Below are 21,512 nucleotides of genomic sequence, written 5' to 3' on the forward strand. Positions count from 1 at the left end.
AGTTTTGATGAAAGTATAGTGTTTTTGATTTCAAATAAGGCTTAATTAATAACATAGAAGATCCCTTAATAACATAGAATATCCCTTAATAATAAGAAATATCCTTTAATAACTTTATAGAGCTATAAATTAAAAACTTATAAAATGTAATAAAAATACTTTTGTCAAATACATAACAAAATATTTCTACCTAGAAACTAATTCTAGGTAGATTTTTTTTGTGTAATAATCGGTTAAAGCCTTGTAATTAGGCCTTTGGGAAAAATATTAAGGTGTTTTTAAGATAAGCTTGGTATAAATAATGGAGTTTTATTTATGGAGTGATGGGTTTATGATGAAAATTTTATTGGTTGAAGATAATAAGGAGATTAGTGATAATGTAGCTAACTATCTAGAGAAAGTCATGGAAGTGCAACCTGTTTATAGCGGTGGTGAAGCTATTGAATATTTGAAAACTTATAACTATGATGTTGTAATACTAGATCTCATGCTGCCAGAAATAGATGGGATGACTATTCTAAGTTACATTTCCAAAAGGGCTTTAAATACAGGGGTTATTGTTCTTACTGCAAAAGAAGGTCTTGGTGATAAGCTAAAAGCCTTTAATTTAGGTGCAAATGATTATCTAACTAAGCCATTTTTTCTTGAGGAGCTAAAGGCTAGAATTATTGCAATTTTAAAAAGCATGGGTAAGATAAAAAAAGAAAATCTAATTGAGTTTATGGATATACAGATTGATATTAAAACAAAAACTGCTTATATAGGTGATGAAAAACTAGATATCAATGAGAAGTCATATAAGCTACTAGAATATTTAGTCATTAACAAAGGGGTTTTACTATTTAAAGAACAAATTTTTGATAATGTATGTGGCTATGGAAGTGATGCATCCACTGAAATAATAGAGGTATATATAAGTCGTTTAAGAAAGCAGTTAGCTCCATTTAATTATGATAAATACATAGTAAATAAGAGAGGAATGGGGTATATGCTAGATGCTAGCGTAGATAAAAAATAATGAAAAAGAAAGATATTTTTTATTACACAAAAAGAAAAATAATAGCTATAAGCGTATCAATAGTTTTTGTTTGTCTTTTAATCTTTGCAGTAATAACGCAAATTCTATATCAATCAAAAGTTTTTAATGATATTGATAAACAGCTTATTCGTCAAGAACATATAATTTTAACGATGCCTCCTGTTGTGTTTAATGGAAACATGCCTAGGTTTGCAGATGAACTTTTTTTCAGAAACCCAATGCCAATAGTTCAAGAGTTTATTGTTGTTGTATATGGAGAAGAAACCGTGCAATTTATAAGCCCTAATCCATATTTTAATGGAGAAAATTTTCCGTACATTCTTAATGCATCAGAGGGTGAAATACAAAAAATAAGATATAAGGATCATGATTTTAGAGGTATTAGATTTAAGCTTAATGGATATGATATTGAAATCTTTAAAAACGTTGATTCGGAATTACAGTCAATAAATCAACTACGTAATTCTATAACCATTGGATTGATATCATTGATTGTAATTGCAGTATTGCTTTCTGCTATATTAGCTTCTAGGATTCTAAAGCCTGTAAGAGAAAATTATGATAAACAAGTTTTCTTTGTGCAAGATGCTTCTCATGAAATGCGAACACCTTTAGCTGTTATTAAAGGAAAATTAGAAATATTAGCAAACTCTTGGGACGTTAATATTGATAGCAATTTTGAACACATTTCCAAAATTATGAGTGAAGTAGTAGGTCTTGAGAAATTGAACAATAATCTATTGTTACTAACAAAAGAAAATATAGACTTGAATATTAGTGTAACAAAGGTCAGCTTGAGCACCTTTATTGAAGGTATAGGTGACTTTTACTGCGACTTAGCTGAGCTACAAAACAAAGAATTTCAAGTGATAAAGCCAGAAGAAGAAATTATTCTTCAATGGGATTATGATAAGGTGAAACAGATAATGGTGATTTTACTTGAAAATGCTTTTAAATATACAAGGGACGATGGGAAAATATTTGTTAGCTTTAAAGATGAAGGGAAGTATATTAGGATAATTGTTAAGGATAACGGTATTGGAATAAAGGAAGAAGAACAAGAACGAATTTTTGACCGCTTTTTTAGAAGTTCAGATGTAAGAGCTAAGAATATTTCTGGAAGTGGAATTGGATTAAGTTTATTAAAGTCTATCTCCAAATCTTTAAAGATAACTGTGAAGTTTACATCTAAATATGGGGAAGGAACCGAGTTTAAACTTCTTGTACCTAAGGTAATGAAGTAATCATTTTATAGAAAAGTATTTATATAGAAGTTTCAATAAAAAATCTTCAGAGGTTATATTGATTTCTCAATATGTACATAGAGCTTTGATGAAGTTTCAATAATGAAACTTATATTTATAGCTAGGTGAAAGTTAAGTTATCGTTAAGCTACTGTTAAGACTTCCTATGTAAAATAATAGTTGTAAGTAGTGAAAGGAGGTGAAAATATGAAGAAACTTCAATATAGACACGAACTAAAACACTATATAAATTTATCAGATTATATAGCCATTAGAAATAGGTTAGGATGCATTATGAGATTAGATAAAAATGCTGATGAAAATAGAGAATACTTGATTAGAAGTCTTTACTTTGATAATTTTCAAAATAAAGCTTTGAGAGAAAAAATTGATGGAATAAACCATAGAGAAAAGTTTCGAATAAGATTATATAACAACGATGCTTCATTTATTAGATTAGAGAAAAAAATGAAAAATAATGGACTTTGTGCAAAGGTTAGTGCTGCTATCAGTAAAGAAGAGTGCATCAGAATAATAAATGGTGACATAGATTTTTTAAGGAATTCAGATAAACCTCTTTTTAATGAGCTATATATCAAAATGAAAAATCAGTTTCTAAGGCCTAAGACCATAGTTGATTATACGAGAGAGGCTTATGTTTATAAGATGGGAAATGTTAGAATAACCTTTGATAAAAGTATAAGGACAGGAATTAACAGTAGGAATCTATTTGATGAGAATTTAACTACTGTGGAAGTTATAGACAATAGATTTATAGTGCTAGAAGTAAAATATGATAATTTCTTACCAGAAATAATACAGGACATTATACAAGTAAATGAGAGAAGAGCTACTTCAGTATCAAAGTATGTAGCGGCAAGATTATATGGTTAAATCGGGAGGATGTAAATAATGGGACAAAACACAGTTAATTTTGGAGACGTTTTCAAATCTGGATTTCTTGAAAAGATGAGTTCAGTATCAATTTTGGATATGGTAATAGCATTTGCTGTGGCTTTTGCTTTAGGGTTATTTATAAAACAAGTCTATAAAAAGACTTTTAAAGGAGTAATGTATTCAGCAAGTTTTTCAACATCATTATTGATGTTAACATTAATAACCACATTAACTATTTTAGCAGTAACATCAAATGTAGTACTTTCACTTGGAATGGTTGGTGCTCTTTCAATAGTTCGTTTTAGAAGTGCTATTAAAGAACCTTTAGATATAGGATTTTTGTTTTGGTCTATCAGCGTTGGTATTGTAGTTGGAGCAGGGCTTATTCCATTAGCTGTTTTTGGATCTGTAATTGTAGGAATCATTATGGTCTTATTTGTTAATAAAACGTCAAGAGACAATCCGTACATATTAGTTATAAATTGTGAAAATGATCAAAATGAAAAAGAAGCAATTGAGTTAGTATCAAAGAAAGTTAATAAATATGTGGTTAAATCTAAAACTGTTTCACCAAGCAATGGAATTGAAGTTGCCGTAGAAATAGCTATTAAGGACGAAACAACAACTCTTGTTAATGATATTTCAAAGATTAATGGTATTACAAACGTAGCATTGGTAAGTTATAACGGCGACTATATGAGTTAAGGAATATTCCTTGAAAGGTAGGTGAATATGAGTGATAGATGAGAAGTATAAGAATGGTATATCAATAATTTGTATAGTTTTATCAATAATACTTATTTTATCTGTTCTATTTGTAACACCGAAAAACGAAAAATCTAATGAAATATTGGGCGCCAAAGAAATTGTGTTAAATAAGGAGAATATAACAGAAATAAATATCGAAATTAAAGATGAGGATTGGAATTGGCTTATTGAAAATGCCAGTAAAGAAGAGTATCGCAGTGCCAATGTAACTATAAATGGCGAAACTTTTTATAATGTAGGACTTAGGCCGAAGGGAAATTCAAGTCTTAATACTATTGTTAATGATCCCAACTCAGATCGATTTAGTTTGAAGATTGATTTCAGTGAGTACATAGAAGGACAAACCTACCATGGTTATGAAAAGTTGGCCCTTAACAATATGACTACGGATGCAACATATATGAAGGAGTATTTATCCTATGAGGTATATGATTATCTAGGAGTTCCCACTCCAGAATTCTCCTATAGCAATATAAAAATCAACGATGAAGATTGGGGATTATATTTAGCAGTAGAGGTTATTGAAGAGAATTTTATTAAAAGGGAATTTGGAAGTTCTGAAGGAAACCTTTATAAGCCAGAATCTATGGAAATGGGTGGTAATAAAGGCATGGGCGGTAATATGGGTATGGAAGGCAGAAACCGTGGGAATGGTGGTGAAGGTGGTTTCCCACCAGCAGGTGAAAATTGGCCACCAAAGCAAGAAACTCAAGGGACAGATAATACAGATACTACTCAGAAACCTAGTGCTAAGAACGAAGGTAGTGAAAATGATCAACCTAATGTAGAAAATGAAGCTAACAGAAAATCCACACAACCAGGTGAAGTCCAAAATGGAGAAAATTCAAAAGTTGGACAACAGGGCATTGAACAAGCGAGGATCAATGGACAAGCTGGAGTCAATAGACAAGCTGAGAATAATGGGAAACCTAGAAACAGTGGAGAAACTGGGCAACAGGATGTTGGACAATATAGAAACAATGAGAAAGCTGGACAACAAGGTGTTGGCCAAGCGGAGAACAATAGAAAAGGTATGCCCTTTGGAAATAGCAAGGGTGGAGCCAACCTTAAATATGTTGATGATAATGCTTCAAGCTATTCCGTTGTGAAGGATTCAGCTATATTTGAGAAAACTACAGATCAGGATTTTCAAAAGGTCATTGAGATGGTAAAAAACTTGAATGAAGGTACAAATCTTGAAGAATATTTAGACGTGGAAGAGATTCTTAAATACTTTGCAGTAAACACTTTTTTAGTGAATTTGGACAGTTATTCTGGAGGTATGTATCATAACTATTATCTCTACGAAAAAGATGGTAAGTTTAGCATTATTCCTTGGGATTTAAATATGTCTTTTGCTGGTTTTTCAATGGGTATGGGTAAGGAAACTAGTGGCGCAGAAAAAGCTATAAACTTTCCAATAGATGTTCCGGTGTCAGGTAACCTTGAAGATGCACCATTAATAGGAAATCTATTAAAAGTTGATAAGTATAAAGAACTTTATCATAGTTATTTAGAAAAGATAGCTGAGGAATATTTCAATAATGGAGATTTCGAAAATTCTGTAACAAAATTAGATAAACTTATAAGCGAATATGTAAAATCAGATGTTACTGCATTTTATACTTATGACGAATATAAAAAGGCCCTTACTGAGTTAAGTCAATTTGGAAAGGACAGAACCTTCAGTGTTACAAGTCAACTTTCTGGTGAACAGCCATCTACCACCTATGGAAGTATAAAGACAACAGTTAATTTATCAAACTTAGGATCAATGGAGATGGGGGGATTCAAGACTGGAGAAAATGGAAAAGTGAGCAAAAATAATGATCAAGGATCAAAAGCTGAAGAACAATCTATAAGTAATAATGTAGAAACATCTAATAATGGTGATGAAGCATCAAATAAAGATGGACAGATACCGAAGATGGATGGGCAAATGCCCAAGGTGAATGGAGAGATGCCAAATATAGATGGACAGGTGCCAAACATCGATGGTCAAATGCCGAACATGAATGGAAAGATGCCAAGAATGGATGGCCAAATGCCGAATATAGATGGACATATGTCGAACATAGATGGGCAGATGCCGAACATGGATGGTCAAATGCCCAATATTGCTGGAATGCCTGGAGCTGACAGAACAGCTACTAAAGGAAATATTGTAGCTTATATAATTGAAGGCGCTGTAGTATTTGCTATTCTAAGCGTTGGTTTAATTTTTGTATTTGGTTACAGGAGGAAAAAAGTTGTTGGCAAGTAAAACTTATAGGCTAAGTTTTAAAAGGTTAAATAATTGAATATTAGAGTTAGATAGATATAAAAAACATAGTATAGGGCATATTAGTTGATGTTAATGCAATAGGTATTTACATTATGCTAATGTGCCCTTTTCCTATATTTTTAGCTGTATAAAATAAATCCGATAACTCCAGAAATGATTGTAAGTAATATAGGATCAACTTTGTATTTATAGAAAGCTATAAACACGCCTAAACAAATAATAATACTTTTATAATCTATAAAAGAACTAGGAGCAATTAGAAGTGCTGCTGAACTTATTAAACCAACGGTAACTGGGATGATACCTGACAATGCGTTTTGAACATGTTTACTATTTTTAAATTTCAAAAACATTCTCGTTACTATATACATAATAATGAATGTAGGTAGTACAAGAGCAACGGTAGCTAGGACACTTCCCCAAAAACCAGCGACCTTATAGCCTATGTAAGTAGAAGCATTAACTGCTATAGGACCTGGAGTTACTTGCGATATTGCTATTAAATCAGTAAATTCATTATTTGTTAGCCATGAATTGCTAATAACAACCTCTTGATTTATAAGGGGAAGAATTGCATTTCCGCCTCCATAAGAAAATAAGCCGATTTTCATAAATACTAAAGCTAACTTAAAATATATATTCATAATTAAGTCCTCCTTTTTATAAGTAGGCCATACAATAATCCACCTATTCCAGCTAAAACAATAAGATAAATTGCATTAACTTTGAAAAAACTTACAAGAATGACCGTGATTATTGGGATGATAATGGTTTTCTTATTTATTTTTGCAGTTTTCCCCATATTTAAAGCTGGTACAGCAAGTAGAGCCACTATAGCTGGTCTAATACCAGAAAAAATTGCTTCTACATTTTTGTTGTGGCTGATATTGGTGAAGTAGATGGCTATTATTAAAATTGGTGTAAAAGCTGAAATGGTAGCACCTAATACTGCAGCAATGCTTCCAGGAATTCCTGAAACCTTATATCCGATATATACAGCAGTATCTACAGCTATAGGACCAGGAATTGATTGAGCCAAGGCAACCATATCTACAAACTCTTCTTTGGAAAGCCATTTTTTATCATCAACTGAAGCTTTCTCAATTAGAGGAAGCATTGATGGGCCGCCACCTAAAGTAAAAGTTCCTATTTTAAAAAATATATAAAATAAATCAAATAGTTTTCTCATATTTTTTCTCCTTAATTTTATTTGACCATAGTTTTCTTATCTTTTATTATATAGAAAGAATGAGAATAATAAAAATATTTATATTATATTGGATTCATATGAAAAAAGTATGTGATAAGGAGCGACGTTAAAATGGATATAAGACAGTTAAGATATTTTTTGGCTGTTGCAGAGGAGGAACAAATCACTAGTGCAGCCAATAAACTTAATATATCTCAGCCTCCATTAAGCCAACAATTAAAGCAATTAGAAGATGAGCTAGGCGTAAAGCTACTAGAGAGAGGAAGCAGAAAAATTCAATTAACTGATGCAGGAAAATTACTTAGAATTAGGGCAGAAGAAATTCTTCATTTGACAGAAGCTACATATAAGGAGTTAAAAGATTTTAAGGAAGGGGTTAAAGGAACTTTATCAATTGGTACTGTTTCTTCTTCAGGGACTATATTTCTTCCAGAGAGAATCCTAAGATTTAATAATAGTTATCCAGAAGTCAATTTTGAAATATGGGAAGGTAATACCTATAAAATATTAGAGTATTTAAATAATGGACTAATAGAGATTGGCATTGTACGGACACCTTTTAATATTGAAGATTTTAAATCAATATTGCTTGAAAGAGAACCTATGATTGCGGTTTATAGTGGTAAGAAGCAAAAGGAAACTTGCACTATTGAGGAGCTAAGGGATAAGCCTCTTATCATCTATCGTAGGTTTGAAGCGATAGTATCACAAGTATTTATTAAAGCTAATATTGATCCAAGAATAATATGTAAAACTGATGATGCACGAACAGCATTACTATGGGCTGCTGCTGGAGTGGGGACTGCTTTAGTACCTAAATCTGCTTTTAGCCTTGTGCAGAATGATAATTTGAACTATTCAATTCTTGAAGAAGCTGCACTAGAAACAGAAATAGCAGCAATTTGGATGGAAAACCGATATTTATCTGTTGCGGCTAGACACTTTTTGGAGATGTTTTAAGCTGATTTATAGCTTAAGAATCTCTAGTCTTTTTTCTAGTAAATGATCATATCCCAATGGACAGATAGAACTAAGCACAGGCATTATTTTTCAAGAATATAATTCTTTTACGTTAACCAGTTCATTATATAATAAGCCTACAAAATAAAACAGTAAAAGGAGCAGTGATGTAAATGACATATTTAAATCAGCCTTTAAATGATTGTAAATTAACCTTAAATAATAGATTGGTTTTTCCACCAATGGCTACTTCTAAGTCAGAAGGTAATGGAGAGATAAGTAAAGGGATATTGGAGTATTATGATGAAAAATCTAGAGGCGGGTATGTTGGACTATTTATTATAGAACATAGCTTTATTACACCTCAGGGAAAAGCTAGTAAAGGGCAGATGTCCGTTGCTGATGATGGCAATATAGAAGGGTTAAAAAAACTAGCTGAGACAATTCACAAAAATGGATCTAAAGCAGTAATGCAAATTAACCATGCAGGAAGTGCAACAAATAGAGATATTACAGAGGGACAAGACAATGTAAGTGCTTCAGCTATAATACATCCATCTATGAGATTTGAAGTGCCAAGAGAACTTAGTAAAGAGGAAATAAAAGAAATAATTAAGAATTTTAAAGATGCAGCAAAGCGTGTAAAAGATGCTGGGTTTGATGGGGTAGAGATTCATTCTGCTCATGGATATCTTTTAAATCAATTTTATTCTCCACTTACAAATAAGAGAACAGATGATTACGGTGGTGATGTATTAGGTAGAATCAGAATTCATTTAGAAATTATTAAAGCTGTAAAAGAAGTTGTTGGTGAAGAATTTCCTGTTCTTCTTAGACTGGGATCTTCAGATTATAGGGAAGACGGAACTACAATAGAGGATAGCAAAATAGCAGTTTTAGAATTTGAAAAAGCAGGAATTGATATATTAGATGTTTCAGGTGGTTTCTGTGGATATATGGCTCCAGGTCGTGAAGGGCAAGGGTATTTTTCAGAACTTACAGAAGCTATAAAGGAAGTTATTTCAATTCCAGTTATATTAACTGGTGGTATAACTGAGGTTGAGGCTGCTGAAAACTTAATTGCAACAGGCAAAACTGATTTAGTAGGAGTAGGTAGAGCTATGTTACAAGATTCCTTGTGGGCAAAGAATGCTATGGAAAGTTTAAAATAAATAGTGGTGATAAAAGTTAGTAGAGGCTATTGCGCTTGGCAATAGTCTATTTTTTCAGCGAGGATTTCCTTTGTCGTACCATAAATAAGATCTGTAACAAATAATTTCATCATCTCCGTATAATTGTATGGATTACAATTATATCATTGATTGTATGGATTAGCGATGATAAAATTTTCTTAAATACAGGAGGTGTATATAATATATGGTAAAAAGAAATGAGATTAAAAAAGCTTTTTTTGTAGCATTTCCTCAAACAGTTCCTATTTTTGCTGGATTCTCATTTTTGGGGATTGCTTATGGAATATATATGAATGCAGCAGGTTTTAGTCCAATATACCCAATACTTATGAGTTTGACGATTTTTGCTGGTTCTGTGGAGTTTGTGGCAGTGAATCTTTTACTGGGTACATTTAATCCAATTAATGCACTTATTATGACTTTAATGATAAATGCACGTCATTTATTTTATGGGATTTCAATGTTGGATAAATATAAAGGAACTGGTTTTAAAAAGTTTTACCTTATTTTTGGTATGTGCGATGAATCTTTTTCAATAAATTATACAGCAAAGATTCCAAATGATGTGGACAAGGGCTGGTTTATGTTTTTTGTGACGGTGCTTAACCATACATATTGGGTTTTGGGAGCTACAATTGGTGGGATTTTTGGAGCAGCGGTAAAATTCAATACCAAGGGTATTGAGTTTGTGATGACAGCGCTTTTTGTGGTGATTTTTCTTGAACAATGGATGGGTGAAACCAATCATCATAGTGCATTGATTGGATTAGGATTTTCCTTTTTGTGTCTTATTTTATTTGGGGGAGAAAACTTTATTATTCCATCAATGATTATGATTCTAGGTATTCTTACTTTAATGAGAAAACCTCTAGAGAAATTAGAGGAGTGTGAATGTCAATGAATTTAATCCAAAGAATTATTACCATTTGTATGGTTATACTGGGGACTGTAACAACAAGGTTTCTTCCATTTCTTGTTTTCTCATCTGATAAACCAACTCCTAGATATGTACAGTATCTTGGAAAGATGCTTCATTCAGCAGCAATGGGAATGTTAGTGATTTATTCTCTAAAGGACGTGAGTTTAATTACAGGAAATTATGGGCTTCCAGAACTGATTTCGATCATGGTTGTTTTGGTACTTCATTTTTGGAGAAGGCAAATGTTAATTTCAATTGCTGGTGGAACTATTTGTTATATGTTTTTGGTTCAGTTGATTTTTAATTAGTGCAATTTTAGTTAATTTATGTTTTTTTTAAGCTTAGATTGTTAGTATAATAAGATAAGTCTAAATTAACTTACCTTAATTTTGAAATTTATGTATTTTATTTAAAATACGTCAGGAGGAATAAAGATGCTAAACAAGAAAATTAAAAGAAATCATTTAATAACATCATTAATAGTAATGACCTTATTAGTTGTTGGGGTAGGTTGTTCCCCTACAAATCAGAATAGTAATATAAATAACAAAGGTTCTGAAACAACCACAGAAGATTCTCAAAAGGACATAGCCAAGGAAAATGGACAAGTAAATGAAAATGCTACTTCACCATCAGAAGATAATAATGAAGAAACAAAGGAAAATAGTGCTGTAACAGCTAATGTAACTGGAGACTTAAAGGTTCATTATATTAATGTGGGAAAAGCAGACTCCATTTTTATTCAACAGGGGAATAACTCAATGCTAATAGATGCTGGAACCAACGATCAGAAGAAGACTGTAAAGAATTATTTAGACACTCAAGGGATAACAAAGCTTGATTATGTAGTATGTACACATCCACATAAGGATCATGTTGGAGGCATGGATTACATAATCAATAACTTTCAAGTTGATAAGGTATATATGCCTAATGTAACTACAACTACGGAGACTTTTCAGGATGTTTTAGTTGCTATGGAAAAGAAGGGTTTAAAAAGTATTGCCCCAACCGTTGGTGAAACCTTTAATCTTGGAGACGCCAAATGTACTATTCTAGCTCCAAATAGTGAGTCTTATGAGGATATAAATGATTATTCAATTGTAATGAAACTTCAATTTGGAAACACAAGCTTTATGTTTGATGGAGATGCACAAAAGCTTTCAGAGAAAGAGATCATTGCGAAAGGCTTTGATGTGAAAGCTGATGTTCTTAAGATAGGGCATCATGGCAGTGATTCAGCATCATCAAAAACTTATTTAGATGCAGTTAAGCCTAAGTATGCTGTAATTAGTGTTGGGCCTGAAGTAGGAAGATATCTTCCTGATGATGAAACTATTGCTAAGCTTAAGGAAAGAGAAATTCAAATATTTAGAACTGATAAATGTGGAACAATAGTGGCAACCTCTGACGGAAATAATATTAGCTTTAATACAAAGCCTTGGCAGTAGAAAATTATAAAGGTTTATCTTGGCAATAAAGAAACTGTAAAAATTACCTAATAAGCTAGAGATAAATCTTTATAGTATGGTGGACTTTATGCTATGAAGTATAAAATGATTTCCAACATGAAAGCTTTATTAAACTCTAATTTATAAGTTACGATCCTATGCAAATTGAATATAGGATAACTTATAGGTTGGAGTTTTTTATTGTTATGGCTATTTTTAGCTAGAAAAATAAGTTAAGTCGATATTTTTTATAAGAGTCATGTTGGAAGAATTAAACTGATATTTTACGATAGTTAGTTTTAAGTAGTTAAAGTAATATTCTTTAGGATAAAAATATTTAGATTGCCAAACAATATGAAGTAGTTAATATTATTAAAATAATAAATTTCAAAGATGTTATAGAACAGGCTATATTAATTGTATTTTACTTAAGAAATCAATTGAAGATAATAAAAAAGATTGATAAAAGTAAGTAAACAACAAAGTATAGATTTATTATAAGGGGCGTGAATATATGGTTGATGATAAATTAATAAATACCTTAAAGCAGCTACAAACCATTGAAATAACTGAGAAATTGACTTATTTAAAAATTGCTAAGTATATTAAGGACGATGCAAATAAAGATACTTTGCTGAAGATCGCTGAAGAAGAACAAAAGCATTATGACATATGGAAGAAATATTCTGGTGCTGATGTATCCGCTTCAAAACTGAGAGTATTCGTGTATTCTTGTATGGCTAAATTCTTCGGATTCACCTTTGCTATTAAATTAATGGAAAAGTGGTTAAATAACAAAAACTTATATGAAGGCAAAACTCAGGAGCTGTTACTTAAGGAAGTGCCAGAAGCTGTTGCTATATTTAAGGATGAGCAGGAGCATGAAAAGGACTTGATAAATTTGTTGGATGAAGAACGACTTCAATACGTTGGCTCTATGGTTCTTGGATTAAACGATGCCTTGGTCGAGTTCACAGGTAGCTTGGCTGGATATACTTTTGCTATGCAAAGCAACAAACTGATATCTATGGCAGGGCTTATCACAGGAATTTCAGCGTCCTTGTCTATGGCTTCTTCAGAATTTTTATCCTCTCGTTCAGAAGAAGATAAAAGTTCCATGAAAGCTGCTGCCTATACTGGTATAGCTTATTTAATCACCGTTATTTTATTAATAGCACCATACCTGATGCTACCAGAAAAAATGTATACTTTAGCTCTTGGGATTATGCTAGTAGTGGTGGTATTAATTATTGCTGCTTTTAACTACTATATCTCTGTTGCAAAGGATCTTTCCTTTAAGAAGCAGTTTCGAGAAATGGCAGGGATTAGTTTATCTGTGGCAGCGGTGTCCTTTGTTATAGGGTTATTGGTTAGAAAATTCTTAGGGGTGGATATTTAGTTTTGAAGGAAGTAAGATTATTGTAACTTTGCTTGAGGGGATAGAGATAGAAGTTGTAAGTATACTGTGAATTTTAAAAATAAGATAACCCTATAAAAGTTTATCTCCATAGAGTTATCTTATTTCATCTTCTTAACGTAGCCTTGTTATAGCTAAAATTAAAAATTAATAATACCAGCATGATTAAGTAAAATCTTAAGACCCATGATAATTAAAATAAACCCACCTGCAAATTCTGCTCTAGACTTGAATTTTTCGCCAAAAACACTCCCTATTCTTACACCTATCATCGATAATGTAAAGGTAACAATGCCAATAAAAGAAACTGCAGGAATAATATTTACATTAAGAAATGCAAAGGTTATGCCTACTGCCAATGCATCAATACTAGTTGCAACTGCTAATACAAACATATTTTTAAAGCTAAGAGAATTGTCTGTATTCACATCAGCAACAGTGTCAACTGCAACTTCACAGCTGCTGTTTCGAGATTCTTTAATCATGTTTATGCCTATGATTGCAAGCAGTATAAAAGCTATCCAGTGGTCAACAGAAGTGATTTTGTCTTGAAACTGTACTCCTAGGAAGTAGCCAATTAAAGGCATACCACCTTGAAATGCTCCAAAATAAAGACCTACAATTCCAGCCTTTTTAATATTAATCTTTTTCATAGACAATCCTTTGCAAATGGCTACTGCAAATGCATCCATTGATAAGCCAACTGCAATAATAAATAATTCAAGTAAACTCATTTTTGTTCCCCCTAAAATTTAGGTTATTAACACAAAAAAGACTTATCTGCAGAACTTTCCCGCAGATAAGTCTCATTATTTAAAATAAAGCCAGATAAATATTATCAGTATGTTGACTTTATTACACTATATTTCTGTGTTAACTACTCCCTTATCACAACAACAATTATATAAAATCATGCTTCTACTGTCAATCTTATGATTTATATGATTCGCTTACACCAATTTCTTTTGCTACATGGGTTGCCTTTTTCATCGTGCAGTAGGTAGGTATAAAACTTTACTGGCTGCTTTTTTTATTATGTTGCTGATATTTGGTAAGTAATATCGAAAGTTTTTGTAAATTGTTATTTAGTAGAGGTTATTAGATTAAATTGAAGAATAGTAACTATAGGGAAACGAGTTTGATATATATAATTGGAAGTTAAGATTATAAAAATTAGAATTAAAAAATAATATGAATTGATGCCTGTTATTTTATATCATATAAAATAACTAGTTAAACTAGTGGTGATAGGAGAATCAGATAATGAAGAGTAAGATATTATGCTCTACAGGAGCTTTTATTGGAAAAGTCAATGGAAGAAATCATAAACTAATTATCGAAAATGCACCTAAAATTCATTGTGATGGATTTGAATTTATGATGTATGGATCATGGTATGAAATGATAGATAAGATTACAAGTGACTTGAAAGCGTCAGACATTATGTTTCCTGTATTACATGTAGATAAGCAGGTTGGAGAACTAATTAGTCAGAATAAAAATAATGATAATGAAGTTGCTCGTGGAATATTTGAAAAGAATTGCCAAATAGCAAATACATTAGGTTCAGAGAAGATTGTTTTGCATTTATGGGGAGGTATTTCATCTGATAGGGATATAGATAATAATATTGAGCAGTTTGGGAAACTTGATATAATTGCAAAACGTTATGGGTTGCTTCTTACAGTTGAAAATGTTGTTTGTAATCAGCAAGACCCAATGACCCATTTACACGTATTACATCAAAATTATCCTGATATTACATTTACTTTTGATACAAAGATGGCTGCATTTCATAGCCAGATGCAATTAATTTATGAAGAACAGTGGAAATGGATGTGGGAGCAAAATCGAATTGCACATCTGCATATAAATGATTATCGCGGAGGACATATGGATTGGGGAAACTTAAAGACATTACATATAGGCGAAGGAAATATAGATTTTGATAGATTCTTCTCTTTTTTAAGAAACAAAAATTTCTGTAGTACACTTACAGTAGAATCTACGTCTATGAGAAGTGATGGAAGTATAGAGATAGAAAAGCTAAATCAAAGTTTGGATTATATTCACAATAAGTTGTCATAAATTCATTAATCATAAAAATCTGACATACTCAATAGATAGCAGATAAGAAATAGCGTTAAGTAAGTTGTAGAAATCAACATCTTCTTTTTTGTTAGAGGTTTTGTGAATTAAAAGAAAGAAGATGTTGACTCATCTCATTTGGATTCTCAGCAATGTTGAGGTGGTACAAAGTCATGCAATCCGAATCATGATTTTGGTGACATATTCATTATCATTTTGTACAGCGAAACTGTCAACTATAGTATCTTCATAGGCATCGCCTACTAATGTTATACAATTATTCTTGGCATACTTCATTAAAATTGAATAGGCATTTTTAAGAGTGTTCCAGTTCCCAAGCCAGTTGATGCAAAGATAATTGCCAGCTGGCTTATTTAATAAGGACGTTCCACCGGATGGAGCTACCGTCTTGAAATAATAGCGATTGTATGTTGTGTAATCTTGATTTTGCCAAGAGGATTCTGGAAGGATGGAACCACATATATGACAATATAAATGACGTTCATCGGTATTAATTAGGGTTCCGGAAATAGTTTTATAAATTGTTTCGATGGAATCTTCTGTTGTTTCAGGGGTAGCAAGTAGATGTTCTTCTTGCTGGTATTCCGTATATATCGAATTAAGTGGAATCTGAAAGGATTGCTCCACATTATTTATATGATTCGAAAGCATTTGGTCTATTAGTTGAAGATTCTTTAATTTTTCCCTAAGAAGTCTTTGCTTCTCTTTAAGAAGAGAGTATAGATTCTCAGGAGAACGTGAAGTAAGATAATCCTTGATTTCATTTAACTTCATCCCAAGTTCACTCAAGGAAAGGATGATTTCCAATTCTGGACTTTGTTCATATGAGTAATAGCGGTATTCATTCTCACCTTTGATAGCTGGAGAAAAGAGATTAATTTCATCATAGTATTGTAACAAGCGTTTTGTTGTTTTGTGTAGTTTAGCCATTTGACCTGTTGTTAGAAGTAAATTATCTTGCATAATTATTCTCCTTGTTTTCAAGTTGTATAATTTATAATTTTTAAATTGACAGTCACGTAACGTGATATATTAAGATTCGATTATACAATAAAACAATGGAGATGAGAAGATGCAGATTGAATTAAGAGAATTAGAAAGAAAAGATTATGATAAGGCAATCGAATTTGCTATAGAGGGAATGCACTTTAATCGGTACACAGAAAATAAAAAAGAACTTTATATGTACGGGAAATATTTTTTATATATGGAAATGCAAAGAGCAACACAAATGATAGCTGCATATATGGGAAAAAAACTTGTTGGCTTAGTATTAGCTGATGTGAAGGGAGAACCGAAAAGCTATAGATCCATTTGGAAAGGTCTCTATGTAAAAATCATGGAGTTAATTATGAAAATTATAGGGAAAGGCCGAGCTTCTTCTTATGAGGAGGCAAACAGGAAAATGCTTCAGAATTATAAGAAGAAAGCAGATGTTGATGGTGAAATATGTTTTGTAGCTGCAGATCCAAATATACAGGGAAAAGGTATAGGGTCTTACATGATGAAAGAACTGGAGCAACGAGAAGCCGGCAAGCTGTTATATCTATTCACGGACAGCAACTGCACGTATCATTTTTATGAACATCGTGGATTTCAGCAAGTGGGAAGTCAAGATATAATGCTACAGCTTGGAAGGAAAGAAGTTCCACTGACATGTTTTTTGTTTAGCAAACAAATGATGTGTAGAAATGAGGTTGAATAAGATGTCTATGCTAGTAAAGGAAGAAGTAAATACTGGGAGACAGTTTGAATTTGATGTAGCAAAGACTTTTGCAATCTTTTTTATGGTCATCGTTCATGTCAGTGACAATATCAGTGTATTGGACAGCAGTATTATGACACAAAGCTTTTTACATTTGGTTATTGAATTTTTCGGAGCACCTATGGCTGCACCAATGTTCATGTTTGCCATGGGAGTAGGGATGGTATATACAAAACATGATTCTTCAAAGGGATTTGTCAAGCGTGGTGTTAAGCTAATTTTTATGGGATATGCATTGAACTTTTTTAGAGAAACTTTGCTCATGCTGATTGCAAATGGAATGGGATTGGAAACGAACTATAAAAAGGCATTGATTGATACTATCGGAACCATAGATATATTGCAGTTTGCAGGAATGGTATTTCTCCTTGTGGCATTGATGAAAAAGTTATCCTTAAAGCCTTGGATGATGCTGTGTGTAGCTTTTGCTCTTCAGGCGTTTGGAACTCTTTTTATAGGCTCCTTTGATTCCGATCCTAAAGCAGTACAGTATGTTTGGGGGCTGATGTTCTATACAAATCACTATATCGCATTTCCTGCAACCCTTTGGTTGGTATATCCAGTTATGGGGGTTTGCTTTGCGTATCTGCTTCGACGAGTTAGTGATAAAGATAATTTTTATAGAAGAGTGCTGTGGATTAGTGTTGTAGCATTAATCAGTGTTACAGTGGGAAGCATTGCTCTGGGAACTGACGTCAGATGCTATTTTGTCAGTGTAGGAGATTCCTATTATCAGCAGAGTTTTATCAGCACTCTCTGGATTGCAAGCATCATAGGGGTTTCTATATCTATATACTATTATCTTTCATGTTTCATTGAAGGAAGATTGCAAAATACCGTGAAATATATATCAATAAATCTAAATACAATCTATATAATGCAATGGCTTCTAATTAGCTATAGTATAGCTGTAAAGGAAATCTTAGGACTTGGTAACCTTGCAGGGTGTTGGGTTATTCCAATTGGCGTATTGATTTCTATTGTCTGTATGATTTTAACTTGGGGTTGGAACCATATGAAACAACATAAGTTTATTATATATATAGGATGTAAGTATAAAAATATAAGTTAACGGATGTTTTGGAAATTCACTTTTTAGAATTACCAAAGCTTGGAAATGTAAAAAATATAAAAGATAAAGACGATCCAATTTTAGAGTGGCTTAAATTTATAGATGCAGATTCTAAGGAGGGGATGGAAATGTTAGTTTCAAAATAAAACTTCACTGATAGGAAAATTCCTGTTAGTGAAGTTTTATTTTGAAATACTTAAAAATCAATACCTATTCATGTTGAGGGGTTACTCAATTTAAAGGATGCTACTCCAGTAAAGTTACTGACTCTTTTATTAATAAGCATTATGGAAATCTTCTTATAGTAATTTAATAAGCATGATAATCCTTCAAATATTGCTTTGGAGTTACTCCTTTATACTTTTTAAAGGTCTTAATAAAATAGCTTATATCATTAAAGCCACAATTTAAAGCGATTTCTGTTATTGATTCATTAGTGGAAACAAGCTGTTCGCAAGAAGATTCAATTCTATAATAGTTTAAATAATCAATAGGTGATCTTTGAGTCATGCCACGGAAAAAGCGGCAAAAATATTTTGGAGTCATGCCAGCTGCTTTTGATAAATCCTCTAAAGTTAGGGGGTCGGGATATTGTTGTTCTATCAAAGAAAGCACATTTTTAAATTGATTAATCCTTTGTTGATTTTTGGAGGTAGCTTCTTTAGGAGTACTGTATAAGCGATGTTCTAAAATTATCCCTAATAGATGATATAAAGAGCCTTGAGTGACAAGTTCATAGCCAAGTTTCTTTTGAGCCATTGATTCAAATAGATAATTACAGACTGTCTGTAGTTCTAAATTATCTGTTGGCAAAAGGGAATTAATGACCTTTGAATTATGTATTATATCCTGAATTTGTTTACTGCAAGTACTATTAACTTTCAATAATGATTTCATATCGAAAACTATACATTCATAAACACAATCAATTGGAGTTCCACCATGGAGAATTCCAGCATGAATAAATGCAAGGTCACCTGTCTTTAATTTCAATTCATTTCCGTTAAGGGTCAATAAAAATTCTCCGCTGATAATTCGAATAATCTCATATTCTGTATGCCAATGATAAGGCATGTTATATCTAGGGTGCGAAGGTGATACGTGATAAAAGGCTATAGGAAAGTCAAAGGTTCCGTGTTGTCTATTCTCTTTATAATCCAAGTATTTCATAAAAAACACATCCTCCTAAAAGAAATCAAAAAAGTGAATATTGTTATATATTTCGCTATTATAACACAAGAAATTGGAATCTGGTAGAGGTATAATACAATTGTGAATAATGTAGAGTAAATTTCTAATTTAGAGAAATGGACAGGTATAAATTAATTCTAATTAGTAAAATAAAGAACAAATTTTAAAAGTGAATTTTGGAGGAATTTTTTATGGCAAAAAGTAGATTAATTGGAGACTATCCTGTAATCGGTATCAGACCAACTATTGATGGTAGAAGAGGTGTATTAAAGGTTAGAGAATCTCTAGAAGAACAAACAATGAATATGGCAAAGGCGGCAGCAGAGCTTTTTACTAAAAACTTAAAATATTCAAACGGAGAACCAGTTAAAGTTGTTATTGCAGATACTACTATTGGACGTGTAGCAGAAGCAGCAGCTTGTGCAGATAAATTTAGAAAAGAGGGTGTAGATGTTACTCTTACAGTAACTCCTTGTTGGTGCTATGGTGCAGAAACAATGGATATGGACCCTATGACTATCAAAGGAGTATGGGGCTTTAATGGTACAGAAAGACCAGGTGCAGTTTACTTAGCATCAGTTTTAGCTACTCATGCTCAAAAGGGACTTCCTGCCTTCGGTATATATGGACATGATGTTCAAAATGCTGATGACACAGAAATTCCAGAAGACGTAAAGGAAAAATTATTAAGATTCGGTAGAGCAGCAGTTGCAGCAGCTTCTATGAGAGGTAAATCTTACTTGCAAATCGGATCAATTTGTATGGGTATTGGCGGTTCAATTATCGATCCAGCATTCATCGAAGAATATCTTGGCATGAGAGTAGAATCTGTTGATGAAGTAGAAATCATCAGAAGAATGACAGAAGGAGTTTATGATGAAGCTGAATTCCAAAGAGCTTTAGCATGGACAAAAGAAAAATGTATAGAAGGCTTTGATAAAAACCCAGCAGATGTTCAAAAGACAAGAGAAGAAAAAGATGCAGATTGGGAATTCGTTGTTAAGATGATGTGCATTATCAAAGATTTAATGAACGGAAATCCAAATCTTCCAGCTGGTTGTGAAGAAGAAATGGTTGGACACAATGCTATAGCAGCAGGTTTCCAAGGGCAAAGACAATGGACAGACTTCTATCCAAATTGTGACTTCCCAGAAGCTTTATTAAATACTTCCTTTGATTGGGATGGTGCAAGAGAACCATATATTCTTGCAACTGAAAATGACGTATTAAACGGTATCGGAATGTTGTTTGGAAAATTATTGACTAATACGGCTCAAATCTTTGCTGACGTTCGTACTTATTGGAGTCCAGAAGCAGTAAAGAAAGCAACAGGCTATGAACTTGAAGGTGTTGCAAAGGAATCAGATGGGTTCATTCATTTAATCAATTCAGGGGCTGCTTGTCTTGATGCTTGTGGAGAAGCTAAGGACGAAAACGGAAACGGAATAATGAAACCTTGGTATGACATTACAGATAAAGATCAAGATGCTATCTTAAAGGCAACTACTTGGAATGCAGCTGATAATGGTTACTTTAGAGGCGGTGGATATTCTTCAAGATTCTTAACAAACGCAGAAATGCCTGTAACAATGATGAGATTAAACCTAGTTAAAGGTTTAGGACCAGTGCTTCAATTAGTAGAAGGACACACTGTAAATCTTCCAGAAGAAGTTTCAGATAAACTTTGGAAGAGAACTGATTATACATGGCCATGTACATGGTTTGCGCCAAGATTAACAGGAACTGGAGCATTTAAATCAGCTTATGATGTTATGAATAACTGGGGAGCAAATCACGGAGCAATCTGTTATGGACACATTGGAGCAGATATTATAACTTTATGTTCTATCTTAAGAATACCAGTATCAATGCATAATGTACCAGAAGAAAAAGTATTTAGACCAGCAGCTTGGAATGCTTTTGGAATGGATAAAGAAGGACAAGATTACAGAGCTTGTGCAGCATACGGTCCAATGTATAAATAGGAGCAGTA

General features: G+C 32.6%; 21 protein-coding genes. 16 read left to right on the forward strand and 5 right to left on the reverse strand.

What is annotated here, in order from left to right; genetic code table 11:
* The first annotated feature begins 331 nt into the window (after positions 1-331).
* The 5 genes from CLOCEL_RS07460 to CLOCEL_RS07480 all read left to right on the forward strand — a co-directional run bounded on the left by CLOCEL_RS07460 (position 332) and on the right by CLOCEL_RS07480 (position 6,211).
* Positions 332-1,018 carry a response regulator transcription factor gene (locus CLOCEL_RS07460; protein WP_010077570.1) on the forward strand — a complete coding sequence of 229 codons (687 nt, stop codon included), beginning with the start codon at positions 332-334 and terminating at the stop codon, positions 1,016-1,018.
* Entirely contained in the window at positions 1,018-2,283 is a 1,266-nt protein-coding gene (locus CLOCEL_RS07465; protein ID WP_010077569.1) for a sensor histidine kinase, read from the forward strand. Before CLOCEL_RS07460 ends, CLOCEL_RS07465 begins: the two co-directional genes overlap by 1 nt.
* 207 nt (positions 2,284-2,490) lie before the next feature.
* Complete coding sequence (locus tag CLOCEL_RS07470; RefSeq protein ID WP_013291673.1) at positions 2,491-3,177, forward strand: polyphosphate polymerase domain-containing protein; 687 nt, start codon at positions 2,491-2,493, stop codon at positions 3,175-3,177.
* An 18-nt stretch (positions 3,178-3,195) separates the two neighbouring features.
* Positions 3,196-3,885: a DUF4956 domain-containing protein gene (locus CLOCEL_RS07475; protein WP_010077567.1), complete on the forward strand. Its 690-nt coding sequence runs from the start codon at positions 3,196-3,198 to the stop codon at positions 3,883-3,885.
* A gap of 31 nt (positions 3,886-3,916) precedes the next feature.
* Positions 3,917-6,211 carry a CotH kinase family protein gene (locus tag CLOCEL_RS07480; protein WP_010077566.1) on the forward strand — a complete coding sequence of 765 codons (2,295 nt, stop codon included), beginning with the start codon at positions 3,917-3,919 and terminating at the stop codon, positions 6,209-6,211.
* Between the two features lie 140 nt (positions 6,212-6,351).
* On the opposite strand, the gene CLOCEL_RS07485 is transcribed toward CLOCEL_RS07480, so the two are convergent.
* Together CLOCEL_RS07485 and CLOCEL_RS07490 are read right to left on the reverse strand one after the other, a co-directional pair.
* The gene (locus CLOCEL_RS07485) at positions 6,352-6,876 is read right to left on the reverse strand and encodes a chromate transporter (protein ID WP_010077565.1); all 525 of its coding nucleotides are present in this window, start codon (positions 6,874-6,876) and stop codon (positions 6,352-6,354) included.
* Between the two features lie 2 nt (positions 6,877-6,878).
* A complete protein-coding gene (locus CLOCEL_RS07490; protein WP_010077564.1) occupies positions 6,879-7,421 on the reverse strand; it encodes a chromate transporter in 543 nt (180 codons plus the stop codon).
* A gap of 132 nt (positions 7,422-7,553) precedes the next feature.
* Between CLOCEL_RS07490 and CLOCEL_RS07495 the strand changes: the two genes are divergently transcribed.
* From CLOCEL_RS07495 to CLOCEL_RS07520, 6 genes are all read left to right on the forward strand, one after another.
* Positions 7,554-8,402 carry a LysR family transcriptional regulator gene (locus tag CLOCEL_RS07495; protein ID WP_010077563.1) on the forward strand — a complete coding sequence of 283 codons (849 nt, stop codon included), beginning with the start codon at positions 7,554-7,556 and terminating at the stop codon, positions 8,400-8,402.
* Between the two features lie 173 nt (positions 8,403-8,575).
* Positions 8,576-9,574, forward strand: coding sequence for an NADH:flavin oxidoreductase (locus tag CLOCEL_RS07500; RefSeq protein WP_010077562.1), 999 nt, complete (start codon positions 8,576-8,578; stop codon positions 9,572-9,574).
* A gap of 205 nt (positions 9,575-9,779) precedes the next feature.
* Positions 9,780-10,496, forward strand: a complete 717-nt coding sequence (azlC, locus tag CLOCEL_RS07505) for an azaleucine resistance protein AzlC (protein WP_010077561.1) — start codon at positions 9,780-9,782, stop codon at positions 10,494-10,496.
* Positions 10,487-10,822 carry a branched-chain amino acid transporter permease gene (locus CLOCEL_RS07510; protein WP_013291674.1) on the forward strand — a complete coding sequence of 112 codons (336 nt, stop codon included), beginning with the start codon at positions 10,487-10,489 and terminating at the stop codon, positions 10,820-10,822. Before azlC ends, CLOCEL_RS07510 begins: the two co-directional genes overlap by 10 nt.
* Before the next feature lie 126 nt (positions 10,823-10,948).
* Positions 10,949-11,965, forward strand: a complete 1,017-nt coding sequence (locus CLOCEL_RS07515) for a ComEC/Rec2 family competence protein (protein WP_010077559.1) — start codon at positions 10,949-10,951, stop codon at positions 11,963-11,965.
* A gap of 514 nt (positions 11,966-12,479) precedes the next feature.
* The gene (locus CLOCEL_RS07520) at positions 12,480-13,364 is read left to right on the forward strand and encodes a VIT1/CCC1 transporter family protein (RefSeq protein WP_010077558.1); all 885 of its coding nucleotides are present in this window, start codon (positions 12,480-12,482) and stop codon (positions 13,362-13,364) included.
* A gap of 158 nt (positions 13,365-13,522) precedes the next feature.
* Here CLOCEL_RS07520 and CLOCEL_RS07525 read toward each other — a convergent pair whose 3' ends face one another.
* Positions 13,523-14,116 carry a manganese efflux pump MntP gene (locus tag CLOCEL_RS07525; RefSeq protein WP_010077557.1) on the reverse strand — a complete coding sequence of 198 codons (594 nt, stop codon included), beginning with the start codon at positions 14,114-14,116 and terminating at the stop codon, positions 13,523-13,525.
* A 529-nt stretch (positions 14,117-14,645) separates the two neighbouring features.
* On the opposite strand from CLOCEL_RS07525, the gene CLOCEL_RS07530 reads away from it, so the two are divergent.
* Positions 14,646-15,470 carry a sugar phosphate isomerase/epimerase family protein gene (locus CLOCEL_RS07530; RefSeq protein ID WP_010077556.1) on the forward strand — a complete coding sequence of 275 codons (825 nt, stop codon included), beginning with the start codon at positions 14,646-14,648 and terminating at the stop codon, positions 15,468-15,470.
* Positions 15,471-15,641: 171 nt separating this feature from the next.
* Here the strand turns inward: CLOCEL_RS07530 and CLOCEL_RS07535 are convergent, their stop codons facing one another.
* Positions 15,642-16,454, reverse strand: coding sequence for a MerR family transcriptional regulator (locus CLOCEL_RS07535; protein ID WP_010077555.1), 813 nt, complete (start codon positions 16,452-16,454; stop codon positions 15,642-15,644).
* Positions 16,455-16,563: 109 nt separating this feature from the next.
* On the opposite strand from CLOCEL_RS07535, the gene CLOCEL_RS07540 reads away from it, so the two are divergent.
* From CLOCEL_RS07540 to CLOCEL_RS22250, 3 genes are read left to right on the forward strand one after another with little or no spacing between them, the layout of a single operon-like run.
* Positions 16,564-17,196 carry a GNAT family N-acetyltransferase gene (locus CLOCEL_RS07540; protein ID WP_010077554.1) on the forward strand — a complete coding sequence of 211 codons (633 nt, stop codon included), beginning with the start codon at positions 16,564-16,566 and terminating at the stop codon, positions 17,194-17,196.
* 1 nt (position 17,197) lies between these two features.
* Positions 17,198-18,328 carry an acyltransferase family protein gene (locus CLOCEL_RS07545; protein WP_010077553.1) on the forward strand — a complete coding sequence of 377 codons (1,131 nt, stop codon included), beginning with the start codon at positions 17,198-17,200 and terminating at the stop codon, positions 18,326-18,328.
* Between the two features lie 8 nt (positions 18,329-18,336).
* A complete protein-coding gene (locus tag CLOCEL_RS22250) occupies positions 18,337-18,474 on the forward strand; it encodes a hypothetical protein (RefSeq protein ID WP_010077552.1) in 138 nt (45 codons plus the stop codon).
* Between the two features lie 163 nt (positions 18,475-18,637).
* On the opposite strand, the gene CLOCEL_RS07550 is transcribed toward CLOCEL_RS22250, so the two are convergent.
* Positions 18,638-19,498 (reverse strand): AraC family transcriptional regulator, encoded by an 861-nt coding sequence (locus CLOCEL_RS07550; protein WP_010077551.1) that lies wholly within the window; start codon positions 19,496-19,498, stop codon positions 18,638-18,640.
* 212 nt (positions 19,499-19,710) lie between these two features.
* Here CLOCEL_RS07550 and CLOCEL_RS07555 point away from each other — a divergent pair, with 212 nt between their 5' ends.
* Positions 19,711-21,504 carry an L-fucose isomerase gene (locus CLOCEL_RS07555; protein WP_010077550.1) on the forward strand — a complete coding sequence of 598 codons (1,794 nt, stop codon included), beginning with the start codon at positions 19,711-19,713 and terminating at the stop codon, positions 21,502-21,504.
* Positions 21,505-21,512: the final 8 nt, after the last annotated feature.

The organism is Clostridium cellulovorans 743B, assembly GCF_000145275.1.
In the GTDB taxonomy this organism is placed as follows: domain Bacteria; phylum Bacillota; class Clostridia; order Clostridiales; family Clostridiaceae; genus Clostridium_K; species Clostridium_K cellulovorans.

Bases quoted from the DNA above. Each gene is read 5' to 3' on its own strand.
- CLOCEL_RS07460 (WP_010077570.1), top strand. From the start codon at position 332: ATGATGAAAATTTTATTGGTTGAAGATAATAAGGAGATTAGTGATAAT.
- CLOCEL_RS07465 (WP_010077569.1), top strand. From the start codon at position 1,018: ATGAAAAAGAAAGATATTTTTTATTACACAAAAAGAAAAATAATAGCT.
- CLOCEL_RS07470 (WP_013291673.1), top strand. From the start codon at position 2,491: ATGAAGAAACTTCAATATAGACACGAACTAAAACACTATATAAATTTA.
- CLOCEL_RS07475 (WP_010077567.1), top strand. From the start codon at position 3,196: ATGGGACAAAACACAGTTAATTTTGGAGACGTTTTCAAATCTGGATTT.
- CLOCEL_RS07485 (WP_010077565.1), bottom strand. From the start codon at position 6,876: ATGAATATATATTTTAAGTTAGCTTTAGTATTTATGAAAATCGGCTTA.
- CLOCEL_RS07490 (WP_010077564.1), bottom strand. From the start codon at position 7,421: ATGAGAAAACTATTTGATTTATTTTATATATTTTTTAAAATAGGAACT.
- CLOCEL_RS07495 (WP_010077563.1), top strand. From the start codon at position 7,554: ATGGATATAAGACAGTTAAGATATTTTTTGGCTGTTGCAGAGGAGGAA.
- CLOCEL_RS07500 (WP_010077562.1), top strand. From the start codon at position 8,576: ATGACATATTTAAATCAGCCTTTAAATGATTGTAAATTAACCTTAAAT.
- azlC (WP_010077561.1), top strand. From the start codon at position 9,780: ATGGTAAAAAGAAATGAGATTAAAAAAGCTTTTTTTGTAGCATTTCCT.
- CLOCEL_RS07510 (WP_013291674.1), top strand. From the start codon at position 10,487: ATGTCAATGAATTTAATCCAAAGAATTATTACCATTTGTATGGTTATA.
- CLOCEL_RS07515 (WP_010077559.1), top strand. From the start codon at position 10,949: ATGCTAAACAAGAAAATTAAAAGAAATCATTTAATAACATCATTAATA.
- CLOCEL_RS07520 (WP_010077558.1), top strand. From the start codon at position 12,480: ATGGTTGATGATAAATTAATAAATACCTTAAAGCAGCTACAAACCATT.
- CLOCEL_RS07525 (WP_010077557.1), bottom strand. From the start codon at position 14,116: ATGAGTTTACTTGAATTATTTATTATTGCAGTTGGCTTATCAATGGAT.
- CLOCEL_RS07530 (WP_010077556.1), top strand. From the start codon at position 14,646: ATGAAGAGTAAGATATTATGCTCTACAGGAGCTTTTATTGGAAAAGTC.
- CLOCEL_RS07535 (WP_010077555.1), bottom strand. From the start codon at position 16,454: ATGCAAGATAATTTACTTCTAACAACAGGTCAAATGGCTAAACTACAC.
- CLOCEL_RS07540 (WP_010077554.1), top strand. From the start codon at position 16,564: ATGCAGATTGAATTAAGAGAATTAGAAAGAAAAGATTATGATAAGGCA.
- CLOCEL_RS07545 (WP_010077553.1), top strand. From the start codon at position 17,198: ATGTCTATGCTAGTAAAGGAAGAAGTAAATACTGGGAGACAGTTTGAA.
- CLOCEL_RS07550 (WP_010077551.1), bottom strand. From the start codon at position 19,498: ATGAAATACTTGGATTATAAAGAGAATAGACAACACGGAACCTTTGAC.
- CLOCEL_RS07555 (WP_010077550.1), top strand. From the start codon at position 19,711: ATGGCAAAAAGTAGATTAATTGGAGACTATCCTGTAATCGGTATCAGA.